This is a genomic window from Agromyces allii (assembly GCF_009749385.1).
Lineage (GTDB): Bacteria > Actinomycetota > Actinomycetes > Actinomycetales > Microbacteriaceae > Agromyces > Agromyces allii.
The window spans coordinates 284,350-298,886 of sequence record NZ_WBIN01000001.1; the positions used below are offsets into that span (position 1 = coordinate 284,350).

The 14,537-nt window shown below is 72.6% G+C and carries 16 protein-coding genes; 7 read left to right on the forward strand and 9 right to left on the reverse strand.

Features of this window, described 5'->3' with window-relative positions; translation table 11 throughout:
- Positions 1-96: 96 nt before the first annotated feature.
- Positions 97-2,106, forward strand: coding sequence for an anthranilate synthase family protein (locus GQR16_RS01230; protein ID WP_157413322.1), 2,010 nt, complete (start codon positions 97-99; stop codon positions 2,104-2,106).
- Positions 2,107-2,115: 9 nt separating this feature from the next.
- Here the strand turns inward: GQR16_RS01230 and GQR16_RS01235 are convergent, their stop codons facing one another.
- Positions 2,116-2,700 carry a GNAT family N-acetyltransferase gene (locus GQR16_RS01235; RefSeq protein ID WP_170298387.1) on the reverse strand — a complete coding sequence of 195 codons (585 nt, stop codon included), beginning with the start codon at positions 2,698-2,700 and terminating at the stop codon, positions 2,116-2,118.
- 54 nt (positions 2,701-2,754) lie between these two features.
- Here GQR16_RS01235 and GQR16_RS01240 point away from each other — a divergent pair, with 54 nt between their 5' ends.
- Positions 2,755-3,990: a phosphotransferase gene (locus GQR16_RS01240; protein ID WP_157413324.1), complete on the forward strand. Its 1,236-nt coding sequence runs from the start codon at positions 2,755-2,757 to the stop codon at positions 3,988-3,990.
- Between the two features lie 46 nt (positions 3,991-4,036).
- Here GQR16_RS01240 and GQR16_RS01245 read toward each other — a convergent pair whose 3' ends face one another.
- The gene (locus GQR16_RS01245) at positions 4,037-4,903 is read right to left on the reverse strand and encodes an Fpg/Nei family DNA glycosylase (RefSeq protein ID WP_157413325.1); all 867 of its coding nucleotides are present in this window, start codon (positions 4,901-4,903) and stop codon (positions 4,037-4,039) included.
- 112 nt (positions 4,904-5,015) lie between these two features.
- Here GQR16_RS01245 and GQR16_RS01250 point away from each other — a divergent pair, with 112 nt between their 5' ends.
- The gene (locus GQR16_RS01250; RefSeq protein ID WP_157413326.1) at positions 5,016-5,381 is read left to right on the forward strand and encodes a DUF4180 domain-containing protein; all 366 of its coding nucleotides are present in this window, start codon (positions 5,016-5,018) and stop codon (positions 5,379-5,381) included.
- A 110-nt stretch (positions 5,382-5,491) separates the two neighbouring features.
- Complete coding sequence (locus GQR16_RS01255; protein WP_157413327.1) at positions 5,492-5,716, forward strand: hypothetical protein; 225 nt, start codon at positions 5,492-5,494, stop codon at positions 5,714-5,716.
- Between the two features lie 36 nt (positions 5,717-5,752).
- Here GQR16_RS01255 and GQR16_RS01260 read toward each other — a convergent pair whose 3' ends face one another.
- Positions 5,753-6,607, reverse strand: a complete 855-nt coding sequence (locus GQR16_RS01260; RefSeq protein ID WP_157413328.1) for a DNA-formamidopyrimidine glycosylase family protein — start codon at positions 6,605-6,607, stop codon at positions 5,753-5,755.
- Positions 6,608-6,725: 118 nt separating this feature from the next.
- Between GQR16_RS01260 and GQR16_RS01265 the strand changes: the two genes are divergently transcribed.
- The gene (locus GQR16_RS01265; RefSeq protein WP_157413329.1) at positions 6,726-7,460 is read left to right on the forward strand and encodes a hypothetical protein; all 735 of its coding nucleotides are present in this window, start codon (positions 6,726-6,728) and stop codon (positions 7,458-7,460) included.
- Positions 7,461-7,529: 69 nt separating this feature from the next.
- Here the strand turns inward: GQR16_RS01265 and GQR16_RS01270 are convergent, their stop codons facing one another.
- From GQR16_RS01270 to GQR16_RS01285, 4 genes are all read right to left on the reverse strand, one after another.
- Positions 7,530-8,075: an RBBP9/YdeN family alpha/beta hydrolase gene (locus GQR16_RS01270; protein WP_157413330.1), complete on the reverse strand. Its 546-nt coding sequence runs from the start codon at positions 8,073-8,075 to the stop codon at positions 7,530-7,532.
- 117 nt (positions 8,076-8,192) lie between these two features.
- Positions 8,193-9,884, reverse strand: a complete 1,692-nt coding sequence (locus GQR16_RS01275) for an ABC-F family ATP-binding cassette domain-containing protein (RefSeq protein WP_157413331.1) — start codon at positions 9,882-9,884, stop codon at positions 8,193-8,195.
- Between the two features lie 77 nt (positions 9,885-9,961).
- Positions 9,962-10,753, reverse strand: coding sequence for a GNAT family N-acetyltransferase (locus GQR16_RS01280; protein ID WP_157413332.1), 792 nt, complete (start codon positions 10,751-10,753; stop codon positions 9,962-9,964).
- Between the two features lie 8 nt (positions 10,754-10,761).
- Complete coding sequence (locus GQR16_RS01285; protein WP_157413333.1) at positions 10,762-11,076, reverse strand: NIPSNAP family protein; 315 nt, start codon at positions 11,074-11,076, stop codon at positions 10,762-10,764.
- 123 nt (positions 11,077-11,199) lie between these two features.
- Between GQR16_RS01285 and GQR16_RS01290 the strand changes: the two genes are divergently transcribed.
- On the forward strand, positions 11,200-11,778 hold the full coding sequence (locus GQR16_RS01290; RefSeq protein ID WP_157413334.1) for a 1-acyl-sn-glycerol-3-phosphate acyltransferase: 579 nt from the start codon (positions 11,200-11,202) through the stop codon (positions 11,776-11,778).
- A gap of 55 nt (positions 11,779-11,833) precedes the next feature.
- Here the strand turns inward: GQR16_RS01290 and GQR16_RS01295 are convergent, their stop codons facing one another.
- Complete coding sequence (locus tag GQR16_RS01295; RefSeq protein WP_157413335.1) at positions 11,834-13,258, reverse strand: hypothetical protein; 1,425 nt, start codon at positions 13,256-13,258, stop codon at positions 11,834-11,836.
- A 144-nt stretch (positions 13,259-13,402) separates the two neighbouring features.
- Positions 13,403-14,008: an RNA polymerase sigma factor gene (locus GQR16_RS01300; protein WP_246200388.1), complete on the reverse strand. Its 606-nt coding sequence runs from the start codon at positions 14,006-14,008 to the stop codon at positions 13,403-13,405.
- A 146-nt stretch (positions 14,009-14,154) separates the two neighbouring features.
- Between GQR16_RS01300 and GQR16_RS01305 the strand changes: the two genes are divergently transcribed.
- Entirely contained in the window at positions 14,155-14,508 is a 354-nt protein-coding gene (locus GQR16_RS01305) for a LysR family transcriptional regulator (RefSeq protein WP_157413336.1), read from the forward strand.
- Positions 14,509-14,537: the final 29 nt, after the last annotated feature.

The window sequence follows — 14,537 nt, forward strand, 5'->3', positions numbered from 1 at the left end:
ACTCCACGTTTCGACGTACGACGACCGCCCGAGGGCGGTCGTTTCGCGTTCTGCGGAAGGTTCCGGCCCGAGGGCCAGAAGACCACCGGAGACCTCATGACCGCACCGCACCCGGCCATCTCGAACGCGGCCGCGCACCCCGCCGAGCAGTCGCGCGACCGGCCGACCGCGCTGCTCGCCTCGCTGCTCGACGCGGGCGCCGACGCACCGCCGTTCGCCGTGATCCGACGCGAGCACGACGCGACGCTCGACGTGCTCGTCGGCGAGGTGGTCGACGTCGACCTGCTCGCCGACATCCCGCTCGACGGCGACGAGGTGCTCGCGCTCGTGCCGTTCCGGCAGGTGCGGGAGCGCGGGTTCGAGGCGCACGACGACGGCGCGCCGATCCGCTGCCTCGTCGTGCGCGAGCGTGCCGTGCTCCCGGTCGCGGAGGCGATCGAGCTGCTGCCGCGGCATCCGATCGCCGTCGACCTCGACGTCGATGTGAGCGACGAGGCGTACGCCGACATCGTGCGTCGCGTGATCCAGGAGGAGATCGGGCGAGGCGAGGGTGCGAACTTCGTGATCCGCCGCGAGTTCGTGGGCGAGGTCGACGTGCCGCCGTCGACCGCGGTGCTCGGCTGGCTTCGAGCGCTGCTCGAGCACGAGCAGGGCGCGTTCTGGACGTTCGCGGTGCACACGCCCGGGCTCGCGGCGGTCGGGGCGACGCCCGAGCGCCACGTCTCGTCGATCGACGGGCTCGTCTCGATGAACCCGATCAGCGGCACGTTCCGCCACGACGTGCTGACCGAGGCCGATGCCGAGACCTCCGTCGACGAGCGCCTGCTCGCGTTCCTGCACGACGTCAAGGAGCGCGAGGAGCTCGTGATGGTCGTCGACGAGGAGCTGAAGATGATGAGCGCGGTCTGCCCAGAGGGCGGCCGCATCCGCGGACCCTTCCTCAAGCGGATGTCGCGCCTCACCCATACCGAGTACCTGCTCGAGGGGCACTCCGACCTCGACCCGCGCGAGGTGCTCCGCCGCACGATGTTCGCCCCGACCGTCACGGGATCGCCGATGGGCAACGCCTGCTCGGTCATCGCCAGGCACGAGCCGACCGCGCGCGGCTACTACGCGGGCGTGTTCGCCCGGTTCACGCCGACGGCCGCCGGCTACGACGTCGACGCGCCGATCCTCATCCGCACCGCGTACCTGCGCGACGGCCGCGTGAGTGTGCCCGTCGGTGCGACGCTCGTGCGACACTCCGACCCCGTCGGCGAGGTCGCCGAGACGCGCGCGAAGGCGGCCGGCATGCTCACGGCGCTCGGCGCGATTCCGCGGGCGGATGCCGCAGCACGGCCGACCGCGCCGGGTACGGCCGCGCCGGGCACCGCCGCGCCGAGCGTCGGGCCGAACGCCGCACCCGACGCCGGTGCAACGGCCACCGCCACGGCCACGGCCGTCGACCCGCACGCCGAGCTGCTCGCGGCACGCAACGACCAGCTCGCCGCGTTCTGGAGGTCGCCGCAGCACGCGCACGAGCCGCGCGGGCGCTCGGCGCTCGTGATCGACGCGAACGACGACTTCACGACGATGCTCGCGCACCAGCTGCGGCATCTCGGGCTCGACGTGCGGCTCGTGCCGTGGCACGAGGCGCCCGACGCGGCCTCCGAGGATCTCGTGGTGTTCGGCCCCGGGCCGGGCGACCCCCGCGACGCGGCCGACCCGCGCATCGCGCGCCTGCGCGAGCTCATCGCGGCGCGGCTCGAGGCCGACCGACCGCTCCTGGCGGTGTGCCTCAGCCATCAGGTGCTCTCGGATCTCGCAGGCCTCGAGCTCGCGCCTCTGCCGACGCCCCGCCAGGGCGTGCAGCTGCCGATCGAGGTGTTCGGCGAGACCGCGGCGATCGGCTTCTACAACACGTTCTCGGCGCTCGCGCCCGACGGTTCGACAACGCGTCGTCTCGACCTCGAGGTCGCCTCGGATGCGACGACGGGCGTCGTGCACGCCCTGCGCGGCCGTGGCGTCGCATCCGTCCAGGGGCACCTCGAGTCGGTGACCTCGCCCGACGGCCTCGCGCTGCTCGAGCGGCTGGTCGACGGGGTGCTGGCCGGCGCGAAGGTCTGAGGAGCGCGATCAGCCGAGCGCGATGACCGCCTCCAGCGTCTCGGCGTCGAGCTCGCGGTCGGCGAAGACGACTCGTTCGAGGTGGGTCGTGACGGCGGCGGACGGCGCCGCGCTCGATGCGCCGCGCCACAGGAGCCGGAGACCGAGTCGCTCGAGCACGCGCACCGAAGCCGGGTTGTTCGCGAGCGCCCGCGCCGTGACCGGGGCATCGGGCTGCGCCCTGCGCGCCGCGTCGAGCGAGATCGCCGCGGCCTCGCCGGCGAGACCGTGCCCCCAGGCCTCCGGCGCGAACCGGTACCCGAGGTTCCATGCGCCGAACGGGAGCATCGCGGCTCCCGCGGACCCGATGAACGACCCCGGCGCGAGGGCCCCGATCGGTTCGCGAAGCACCACGGCGCACTGCCCGAACCCGAACTCTCGCCGGCTCTGCATCGAGCGCTCGATCGCACGCGCCGAGTCGCCCCGGCTCGTGTGCACGCCGCTCGGCAGGTGCGCCCAGGTGCGCGGGTCGCCGTAGACGGCGAAGTGGTCGTCGACGTGGTCGAGGGTGAGCGGGGTGAGCAGTAGGCGGTCGGTGCGCAGTTCGTCGATCATCACGCGCAAGTGTGGCAGCGGCATCCGACATCCCGACCCCGCTAGCCTTCGGGCATGGGTGACGGGCGCTCGCGCGAGGTCGAGCTCGTGCTGTGCCTGCCTTCGGGCGAGGTGCTCGGCACGAGCCCGCGGTTCTCGGCCGACCAGCCGTGGACCATGCTCGCGCAGGAGGTCGTGGTCGCCGCTCGCGCGTCGCTCGGACTCGAGGCGATCGTCCTGCGGCTGCTCGAGGTCGTTCGACGCCCCGACGGCGAGCCCGACCTCGTGCGGTACCTCGCCGAGGTCGACGCCGTGCCGCCGATCCGGTTGACGGATGCCGGGGCGAGCGTCGCGGCATCCGAACCGCTCAGAATGGCGTGGGCCGAGCCCGGCGGCCCGACCCGCGCGCTGCGCTGGTCCGTGCACGAACTCGCCGGGCAGGGCGTCGCGCTCACCGGTCCCGCGCAGCAGGTGCGCACGTGGAACCTCTCGAGCGTGTGGCGGCTGCCGACCGACCGGGGCGACGTGTGGCTCAAGCAGGTGCCGCCGTTCTTCGCGCACGAGGGCGCGATCATCGAGCGGCTCGGGCGGCAGGGGCGGCACGGCCGCCACGCGGTGCCGCACGTCATCGCTCGCGCCGTCGACCGGGTGCTGCTCGCGGACATCCGGGGCGAGGACCTCTACGACGGCTCGACCGCCGAGCAGCAGCGCGCCATGATCGACCTGCTCATCGGCATCCAGCTCGACGAGGCCGGCAGCCTCGACGACCTGCTCGCGCTCGGACTGCCCGACTGGCGCATGCCCGCCCTCGCCGCGCCGGGCGCGCACGCCCTCGAGGCGACCGCCGACCGTCTCGACCGTGCCCAACGCGCCGCCGTGGCATCGCTCGTCGACGGCCTCGACGTGCGCGCCGCCCGGATCGCCGCGTGCGGACTGCCCGACACGCTCGTGCACGGCGACTTCGCCCCCGGCAACGTACGCGGACGCGGGCTCCACCTGACGCTGCTCGACTGGGGCGACTCGGGCGTCGGGCACCCGTTGCTCGACGCGGCCGCCTTCACCGACCGGGTCGACGCCGAGCACGCGGAGCTCGCCCGCCGGCACTGGACCGAGGCGTGGGAGGCGGCTGTGCCCGGCTCCGACCCCGGGCGGGCGGCGATGCTGCTCGCACCCGTGGCCGCGCTGCGGCAGGCGGTCATCTACCAGGGGTTCCTCGATCGCATCGAGCCCGACGAGCGGGTCTACCACCGCGACGACCCCGAGGTCTGGCTCGGTCGCGCGGCCCGACTGTTCGACGGCGAGGCCGCCTGACCCTGCCGGTGCTGATGGTGCTGCCGCTGCCGCTGCCGCTGCCCGGCTACTTCAGCAACCGCGACAGCACGCGGTCGGCGAGCGGCTTGCCACCCGTCTGGCACGTCGGGCAGTACTGGAACGTCGAGTCGGCGAACCGCACCTCGCGCACGGTGTCGCCGCACACCGGGCACGCCTCGCCCGTTCTGGCGTGCACCTGCATGCCGCGCCGCTTCGCGTCTTTGAGGTCTGCGGGCGGGCGGCCGGATGCCGCAGCCACCGCCTCGGCGAGCGTGTCGCGCAGGGCGGTGAACAGGGTCTCGACCTGCTCGGGCGTGAGCTTCGCGGCGAGCGCGTACGGCGACATGCGGGCGGCGTGCAGGATCTCGTCGGAGTACGCGTTGCCGATGCCCGCGAACACGGACTGGTCGCGCAGCACGCCCTTGATCTGCGTGCGGCGCCCGTCGAGCACGGCCTGGAAGTCGGCGAGCGTGAAACCGGGCGCCGTGGGGTCGGGTCCGAGGCGCGCGATGCCCGGGACATCGTCGGGGTCGCGCACGACGTACACCGCGAGCGACTTCTTCGTGCCGGCCTCGGTGAGGTCGAAGCCCGCGCCGTCGTCGAGCTTCACGCGCAGTGCGATCGGACCCTTGCCCGGCTTCAGGATCGTCTTCGGCACCTCGTCGAACCATCGCAGCCAGCCTGCACGGGCGAGGTGGAAGACGAGGTGCAACGGCTCGGCGCCGACGGTCAGGTCGATGAACTTGCCGTGCCGTGCGACCGCCGTGATCGTGCCGCCGGCGAGCGCGTGCAGCGGAGGATCGAAGGTCTTCAGTGCCGAGATCGCGGTGACGGACGCCGACGTGATCGCGTGGCCGACCGCGCGCTCGCGGAGGAACGCGGCGAGCGCATCGACCTCCGGCAGTTCGGGCACGACACTCATGCTGCCACCGACCGGCGACGTCGGCCAGCGCCCGCGCGGCCGGCTGTGCCTCGGGTCGCCCGCGACTGTTCCCCTCGCACGCCGCCCCGATTAGGGTCGGAGCATGCCGAACGAGCAGAGCAGCGACATCCACGTCTTCACCCTCGCCGTCGAAGGCGAGCCGATCTCGACCGAAGACGACGCGATCGACCTGATCGGCAGCGTCTGGTCGCACGATGCGAAGACCGCGGCGGTGCCCGTCGAGCGACTCGATCCCGCATTCTTCGACCTGAGCACCGGGCTCGCGGGCGCATTCACGCAGAAGCTCGTGAACTACCGCGTGCGGCTCGCGATCGTCGGCGACGTGACCGGGTACACCGAGGCGAGCCGTGCCCTGAGCGACTACGTGTGGGAGTCGAACCGCGGCGACCAGGTGTGGTTCGTGCGCGACGACGCCGAGCTCGCGAAGCGGCTCGCCGCCGTCGGGTAGCGGCCGGGGAACGCCTGGGTGGCCGCCGGATGGCCGCCTGTCGCCCCTGGGATCGCCCGCGGCATCCGTACGGATGTTCGAATGTCGGTGGTTGGTGAGAAGCTCTCACTATGAAGACGATCGAGCTGCGGCAGGCCCGCCACCTCGAGGTGGGCGACACCCTCGTGAACGTCGCCGGTCATGTCTACGAGGTCACCAAGGTGACCCGCATCGGCCGGGGCATCCGCGTGCAGTACCTGACCTCCGAGGGGCAGCCGGGGCGATTCACCGCCGCACCCGAGTCGCTCAGCCGCGTCTACGCGGGCTCGTCGCGCAGCACGCCGATCTCGGCCTGATCCGAAGGGTGCCGGCCAGAGGCGGCCGGGCGGCCCTCACTCGCCCTTGAGCGGCAGCACCTCGCCGCCGGTCTGACAGGTCGGGCAGTACTGCGCGGTCGTGCTCGCGAACGAGAAGTCGGCGATCGCGTCGCCGCAGACCGGGCACGGCTCGCCCGTGCGTCCGTGTGCGCGCATCGCGGCGACCTTCTCGGCCTTGAGCCGGGCGATCGGCACACCGCGTCGCTCGGCGATCGCGGCCCCGACCACCCCGACCGTCGCGTCGAACAGCCGGTCGAGCTCGTCGCCGCCGAGCGTCGCGGCGTGCCCCACGGGCGAGAGCTTCGCCGCGTGCAGGATCTCGTCGGAGTACGCGTTACCGATGCCCGCGAGCGACTCCTGCTCCTGCAGCACGGCCTTGACCTGCTTGCGACGCCCGACGACCGCCGCGTCGAAGTCGGCTCGCGAGAACTGCGCCGAAGCCGGATCGGGGCCGAGCTTGACGACCGCGGGCACCTCGAGCGGGTCGTCGACCACCCAGCATCCGAGCGAGACCCACCCGCCGGCATCGGTCAGTTCGAGCGCCGGCCCGTCGTCGAACACGAGCGTCGCGAGCGTGGGCGGAGGCGGGTCGGATGCCGCGGCATCCGTTTCGGCGACGGACCCGGCCCAGCGCGCCCACCCGTGACGACCGAGCGACACCACGAGGTGCCCCGCTGGGCCGAAGCCCAGGTCGAGGAGCTTGCCGTGCCGGGTCACGCCGCTCACCCGCTCGCCGACGAGCGACTCGGGCGGGCGGCCGCGCGTCTTCGCGATGCGGAACTCGATCACGTCGACATCGACGAGCCTTCGACCCGTCAGACGGGCGTCGAGTTCTTCGGCGAGTGCCTGCACTTCCGGTGACTCGGGCATGCGAGAAGCCTTGCACAAGCAGGCGACATCGGGCAGGCGACATCGCGGCGGAGGCGTCGCGATGCCGATCGCGCGTCCGGGTTGGTGCCGTGTCCGCGGCGACCACTACGATCGCCCCGTGGACCCGAACACGGCGCGGCAGCTGCTGCGCATCTTCCCCGACGCCCCGCTCACCGTCGCTCTCGTCGAGCGCGCCTACGCCGGCGAGGCGTGGGCCCGCCACCCCTCGCGATATCCCGATCCGGCGCAACGCCAGGAGGCGGAGGCGTGGGCGGAGCGTCTCCGGGCTGCTCGGAGCACGCTGCTCGCCGAGGCCGCCACGGTCGGCGCCACGGCGTCGACCGGCCGCGCGCGACTCGGCCCGCTCGCCGTGACCGGCATCGTCGTCGCATCGGTCCTGACCCTGACGACGATCGTGGGCGGCGTCGTCGGGCTGGGGATCATCATCGCGCGGGCCGCTCCCGGGATCGCGGAGAGTTCCAGCCGGTGGGTGCTCGACGACGAAGGCGACGAGGCCGGCCCCGATCATGGCGAACGACTCACGGCACTCGAGACCGACTTCGAGTTCCCGGCCGGACTCGAGCTCTACACCGACGGCCGCTACGACGACCTCTGCTCGAACATCTACGAACGCGGCTGCTGGCAGCTCGACGTGATCCCGATCGCGGCCTGCGACGAGATGAGGATCGAGTCCGGGTACAGCAACGACGAGGCATCACCGGATCCCGAAGAGACCCGCGTCAGCTACGTCGACGATGTCGAGCCGTTCGAACGAGTGCCGATCGTCTACGGCGACGACGCCTACGAAGAAAGCTGGATCGTCGACGTCACGTGCACGACCGACGAAACCTGAACGACGGGTCGCAGCGGTGGTCCGAACCGAGCGTCAGCCGGCGAGCGTGAGCCGAACGCGCCGACCCGCTCAGGCGGCGGTCCGCTGCGCGACCTCCACGAGGTCGTCGAGCAGCTCGCGACCCTCCTGCCAGTCGCCGAGGTCGCTCGCCGCGTTGATGTGCCCGAGCGGTCCGACCGACACGAAGCCCGCGCCGAGGCGCTCGGCGAGCTCCGCGGCGAATGCGCGGCTTCCGTACGGGTCGTCGTCGCTCGCCACCACGAGGGCGGGCAGTCCGAGCGGGCGAACGCCGTCACGGGCGAACTCCCTCGCCTGCTCGGGGTAGTGCTCGCCGTCCGGGTCGGGCGGCGCGACGAGCAGCACGGCCGATGCGCCGCCGGGGTTGCGCGCGAGCCATTCGGCGACCGCGAGACATCCGAGGCTGTGCGCGACGATGACGGCGTCGGGCCCGGCCGACTCGCTCGCACGGTCGAGCGCGGCGAGCCAGTCGTCGAGGCGCGGCTCGTCCCACGACGTCGGCGCGATGCGCACGCTCTGCTCGAGGTCGCGCTCCCAGAGCGTCTGCCAGTGGGTGGGCCCCGAGCCGCCGATGCCGGGCACGATGAGGTGGGTCATGCCCTCATGGTGCCAAGGAGTGCCGCCCGCGGCATCCTGTGTGACTGCCGGTGTCCGCAGATTTCCTGCCGTTGCGCTCCGGATTGCGTCGGGATGGCGCGAGCGGGAGTCCGCGGCTCAGGCCTCGGTGACGCGCCCGCCCTCGACGTGCCAGCGCCGGTCGAGGTTCACGTGATCGAGCATGCGGCGGTCGTGGGTCACGAGCAGGAGGGTGCCCTCGTAGCCCTCGAGCGCCTGCTCGAGCTGCTCGATCGCGATCAGGTCGAGGTGGTTCGTGGGTTCGTCGAGCACGAGCACGTTGACCCCGCGCGACTGCAGCAGCGCCATGCCGGCGCGCGTGCGCTCCCCGGGCGAGAGGTCGTCGACGGCTCGCAGCACGTGGTCGGCCTTGAGGCCGAACTTCGCGAGCAGGGTGCGCACCTCGCCTGAGCTGAGCTCGGGCACGAGCGCCTCGAAGGCGTCGGCCAGCGGCATCCGCCCTGCGAGTTGCGATCGCGCCTGGTCGATCTCGCCGATCGCGACCGACGAACCGAGGCTCGCTCGCCCGCCGTCGGGCTCGATGCGCCCGAGCAGCAGCCCGAGCAGCGTCGACTTGCCGGCGCCGTTCGGGCCCGTGATGCCGATGCGGTCGCCCGCCTGCACCTGCAGCGACACCGGGCCGAGCGTGAAGTCGCCCCGGGTCACGGATGCCGCGGCGAGCGTCGCGACCACGGCCGACGACCGCGGCGCCCGGCCGATCGTGAACTCGAGCTTCCACTCCTTGCGGGGCTCCTCGACCTCGTCGAGGCGTGCGATGCGGCTCTCCATCTGGCGCACCTTCTGCGCCTGCTTCTCACTCGACTCGCTCGCGGCCTTACGGCGGATCTTGTCGTTGTCGGGCGACTTCTTCATGGCGTTGCGCACGCCCTGGCTCGACCACTCGCGCTGCACGCGGGCGCGCGAGACGAGGTCGGCCTTCTTGGCCGCGAACTCGTCGTAGTCCTCGCGCGCATGGCGGCGCACGGTCTCCCGCTCTTCGAGGTACGCGTCGTAGCCGCCGCCGTAGAGCCGGTTGGAGTGCTGGGCGAGGTCGAGTTCGAGCACCTTCGTGACCGTGCGGGCGAGGAACTCGCGGTCGTGGCTCACGAGCACCACTCCCCCGCGCAGTCCGGCGACGAACGCCTCGAGGCGTGCGAGTCCGTCGAGGTCGAGGTCGTTCGTGGGCTCGTCGAGCAGTACGAGGTCGAAGCGCGAGCTGATGAGCGCGGCAAGGCCCACGCGCGCAGCCTGGCCGCCGGAGAGTCCGGTCATCAGCGAGTCGGGGGTGATGACGGGGGTGTCGGATGTCGCGGCGTCGCCGCTCGCGCCGACCGAGAGTCCGAGCTCCGCCAGCACCGCGGGCAGCCGCTCGTCGAGGTCGGCCGCGCCGGCGGCGAGCCAGCGCTCGAGGGCGACCGAGTACTCCTCGCCGGGGTCGACCCCGTCGGGCACCTCGGTCGCGCCGAGCAGTTCGGCCGCGGCATCCATGCGGGCGGATGCCTCGGCGCAGCCCGTGCGACGTGCGACGTACTGCGCGATCGTCTCGCCGTCGAGGCGTTCGTGCTCCTGCGGCAGCCAGCCGACGAAGGCGTCGCTCGGGGCGAGCGACACGGTGCCCGCGAGCGCCGGGATCGCCCCGCCGAGGATGCCGAGCAGCGTCGACTTGCCGGCGCCGTTCGCGCCCACGACGCCGACGACGTCGCCCGGCGCGACCGTGAGGTCGAGGTCTTCGAACAGCGTGCGATGGGCGTATCCGCCGGCGAGGCCCTGGGCCACGAGTGTTGCAGTCACCGGACAACCCTAGTCAGCGCGGGGCTGTGAGGTCGCCGCCGCACGACCCCGAGGTCGATGGCGGTTCGCAGCGCCGCTCAGCGCCGCCAGAGGTACGGCGTCGTCGTCGAGACCTTGACGAGACCCGAGCGCTCGAGGATCGGCCGGGAGAACTCGGTCGAGTCGCTGTGGATCAGCGTCTTGCCGTGCGCGAGCGCCGACCTGGCGCGCGCCGCGGTCAGGGCGCGGTAGATGCCGCGTCCGCGCCACGGTTCGCGCGTGGCCCCGCCCCAGATGCCCGCAAAGTCGGTGTCCGCGACCGGCTCGAGCCGCCCGGCGCTGACGATCTCGCCGTCGGACGTCTCGGCGACCCACAGCTCCATGCCGTCGTCGAGCGCGAGGCGTCGCAGGAGCGCGTCGGCCATCGCATCCGACACGGGATCGCCGAAGACCTCGTCCTGCATGGCGCTCATGGCGCGCACGTCGGACTCCTCGCCGATGCGTCGCAGTGCGATGCCGTCGGGCAGCGGAACCTCGGCCGTGAGCCCGGCGGCCTCGCCGATCATGATCGACTCGGGCTCGTCGGCCTCGAACCCGTGCGCGAGCAGGGTCTCGTGCAGGCCCGGCGCCACGTCGTGGCCGCGGGTCTTCCACTCGAACCTCGTGATCTCGGGCGCGGCCTCGTAGTGCGCGACCGCTCCGGCGACGAGTTCGGCGATGCCGGCGGCATCCGCCCCGCCGAGGTCGCGGTACGTGACGAACCCGCGGCCGCCCGCGAAGGTCACGAGCCGCAACGGCCCGAGGCGTTCGACCGCGATGGCACTCGGCGTCTCGGCATCCGTTCGCAACTGGTCGTCGTAGGCCTGCAGCAGGCGCGCGCCGTCGGTCATCGCGCGAGTCACTCGAAGACGGGCGCGAGGAAGCGGCGCTCGTAGCGGCGGATGCACTTCGTCTCGACGGCGAACCGGTAGGCCTCGACGCACTCGGCGTCGGTGGCCGAGGCGATGCGGTACTGCTCGTAGTCGGCGAGCGACGGGAACGTGAACAGCGCGAACGCCTCGTCGCTGTCGCCCTCGCTCGGCAGGAAGTAGCCGTGGTGCGTGCCGCCGAGGCGGTTGACGAGGCGGATCCAGCGCTGCCCGTACTCGCGGAACTCCGCGAGCTTGTCGGCATCGATCTCGTAACGCAGGTGCACGGTGACAGGGTTGCTCATCCGAGACATCCTGCCCTATCTCCGCGGGTGTCGCGCCGACGGGGACGTCGTCGCCTCGCCGCACCGCCTGGCGATTCCGCGAGCATTCCGAAACGGACATATGCGGTCGCATACGGTTGCCGGGTGCTCCGACGACTCCTCTCCCGCGCGTATTGGGCCTGCAGCCGATGGACGCTCGTGAGCGAGGCGGCGCCCGGCCGCCCCAGCGTGCTGATCGGCGCACCGCACACGTCGAACTGGGACTTCGTGCTCATGCTCGGCATCGCATGGCGGCTCGGCATCGAGTTCCGCTGGCTCGGCAAGAAGAGCCTCTTCACGGGCTGGCGCGGCCCGATCATGCGCGGGCTCGGCGGCATCCCCGTCGACCGCGACGACCCGAGCCGGGTCGTCGGCGAGGTCGTCGATCGCATCCGCGGCGGCGAGGTCTTCGGCCTCGTCGTGACGCCCGACGGCACGCGCGGCAACAACACGTACTGGAAGTCGGGCTTCTACCGCATCGCCCGCGAGACCGGCATGCCGGTCACCCTCGGCTACGTCGACCGCACCACGATGTCGGCCGGCCTCGGCCCGACGATCGACCTCACGGGCGACGTGGCGGCCGACATGAGCACGATCCGCGCGTTCTACGCCGACAAGGCGGGGCTCCGACCGGAGTTCCGAACGGAGCCGCGCCTGCGCGACGAGACGGCCGAGGGCGTCTGACCCGGTCCGACGTGCGAAACGGCCCACGTCGACGGATTCGACGTGGGCCGTTCGACTACTCGGTCGGCGTCGAGAAGTCGAGCTTCGACTCGGCGACGGCGATGACCGACCACGTGCCGCCACCGGCATCCGTGAACTCGTAGGCCGGAACGATCAGCACGCTGCCGTCGGGCTGCCACTGGCTGGCGAGGCCGAGTCGTGCGCTCACGATCTCGACCTGGTTCACCGGCCACGAGATCGAGGCGCCGGATGTCGGCACCGCCGGCGGCTCGGTCGGCGGCACCCACTCCGTCGCCGCATCGGCGACGGCGCCCTCGCGGTACAGGATCGGCAGGGCCGTCATCTGCGCACCGAAGCGCGGGTCGGAGAGGCGTTCGAATGCGTCCTGCTCGCTGACGATCTCGTACTCGCCGAGCGGGACGATGTCGGCGAGCGCGCCGTAGGCGTTGAGCAGGCCCTTCTCGGTGACCTCGGCCGTCCAGCTCTGGTCGACCCGCTGGCCGTCGATGACGGGCCACGCCTGCGCGGTGCGCGTGACCGATCCCTCCCACGTCTCCGACGTGTACTCGAAGGCATCGGCATCGCGGCCCGTCGAGGTGATGAGCGTGCGGAGCGCGTCGATCGCGGTCGCCTCGCTCGGCGCCGAGCCGGTCGGCTGGCACGGCTCGACGATGCCGGGCTCGATGCTCGGGTCGGTCGCGGGGTCGACGGCGTCGCCGCCCTCCGACCCGTCGGAGCTGCCGGTGCCGTCACCCGTCGCGGGGCACGACCACGGGTCGAGGCTCGGGTCGTAGAACGAGAAGCCGAGCGTGCCGTCGAGGCCGACGGTGAGGCTGGCCGCCGTGCCGTCCTGCGAGCCGACGGTCCAGGCTCCGTTCGCCAGCTCGGGTGTGCCCTCGACGCCGAGTGCTGCGGCGAGCGCCGCGACCGTCTCGACGTTCGACGCCGCACGGGCGTCGTAGCCGTACCCGGCCGCGGTGCCGGCCGTCGTGCCGAGGCCCGACGAGCTGAACTCGTTGCGCCCGAAGCCGCCGTAGGGATAGCTCATGTCGGCGGACATCTTGTTCGACGTGCCCGCTCCCGCCCGAGCGTCGGCGCCCGTCGCCATCTCGGGGGCGGCCGCACCGCCCGAGACGCCCTGCAGCGAGATCGCCGGGGCCGCGTCGCTCGCGAGGTTCGAAGGCCCGCCGTTCGCCGCACCGACCGCGTAGCCCGCACCGCCGAACACGACGAGGGATGCCGCGACCGCCGCGGCGGGGATCCAGCGCGGGCGACGGCGCACCCGCTCGGCGCCCAGGTCGGTGACGGGGGCCGCGGGTGCGGCGGTCTCACCGGGTGCGGCGGTCTCCGTGGATGCGGTCGCCTCGCCCGTCGCCGCGGCGACGACCTCGTCGACGAAGCCCGCGCGCGGCTCGACGCCGGCGGCGGGGTCGGCGGCGCGCAGCCGCGCCTCGGGATCGAGTTCGTGGTCGTCGTTCATGGGGATCACCCTCCGGAGTGCGCGGTGCTGGGGTCTGTGGCTTCGAACGCCGTGGTGCAGAGATCCGCGTTCACTGGGAGATATGTCGTTCGGGGTCCGAACCTTGCACGGCGGCCCGCTCGGCCGCTCCGGCACCCGGTGCCGCTAGAACGACAGCCGCTCGCCCCACGCCTCGCGCAGGCGCTTGCGGGCTCGCGACAGCGCGGCATCCGCCCCGGATCGGGAGATCTCGAGCACGGCCGCGAGTTCTTCGCCGTCGAGGCCCTCCCAGGCGTGCAGCAGCAGGATGCGCCGGTCGCGCTCGCCCACGCTCTCGAGCGCGCCGCGCAGCTCGGCGTCGAACAGCACGCTCAGCTCGGGATCTTCGCGCACGCGCACGGCACCCGACTCGGGCACCTCGTCGACGGGCAGGTCGACGTGCTTGCGGCGGTGGTTCGCGAGCGTGAAGCCCGCAGTGCGGTAGAGCCACGGCAGCACGGCCTCGGCCGGCACGTCGGCGCGGCGGCGCCAAGCCGTGGCGAAGACCTCGGCGGCGAGATCCTCGGCGTCCTGACGGGGACCGCGGCGGGCGAAGTAGCGCACGAGCGCGGTCGAATGCTCGCGCACGACCGCGGTGAACCACGCGCGATCGGTGTCGGAGTTCACGGGTTCGGAGCTCTCGGCGGCGCTCACGGGTTCGGGGCTCGCGGGGTCGGCCACCGCCACCTCCTCGGTCGGGTCGGTGCTGGCGTCGGTGCTGGCGGTCGTCACGACATGATTGTGTCGGCCTGGCCGCGAGTCTTGCACGCGCACGAACCGATTTCGGGCCCGGCGCGCTCGAACGCCCGTTCCGCCTAGTCTTGAGAGGTGCCGCCCGGCCTTCCCGTGCGGCGCGGGGCATCGAAGAAGGGGTCACCGTGAAGATCGCGCAACTCGAGCGATTCGTCGCCATCGTCGATGCCGACGTGCACGTTCCACGCGCCGCAGAGGCGCTCGGCGTGCCGCTCGCCTCGCTCTACTCGACCATCGACAAGCTCGAGGAGGAGACCGGGATGCCGCTCTTCACCCGCGCCAAGTCGGGCTGGGGGCTCACCGAGGCCGGCGCGCTGCTGCTCGACGAGGCGCACCGTCGCATCGCCGAAGCCCCGGCCGTGCCCGATTCCAAGCCCGCCGTGCCCGCCGGCGGCAAGGCGAAGGCTTCGAAGGGCAAGGGCCGCGCGCCGATCGTGAAGGGCGAGCCCAAGCCCTACAAGAAGCGCCAGGGCCGCTAGGCCGCCCGCTCCCAGCGTTCTCCCCGGCG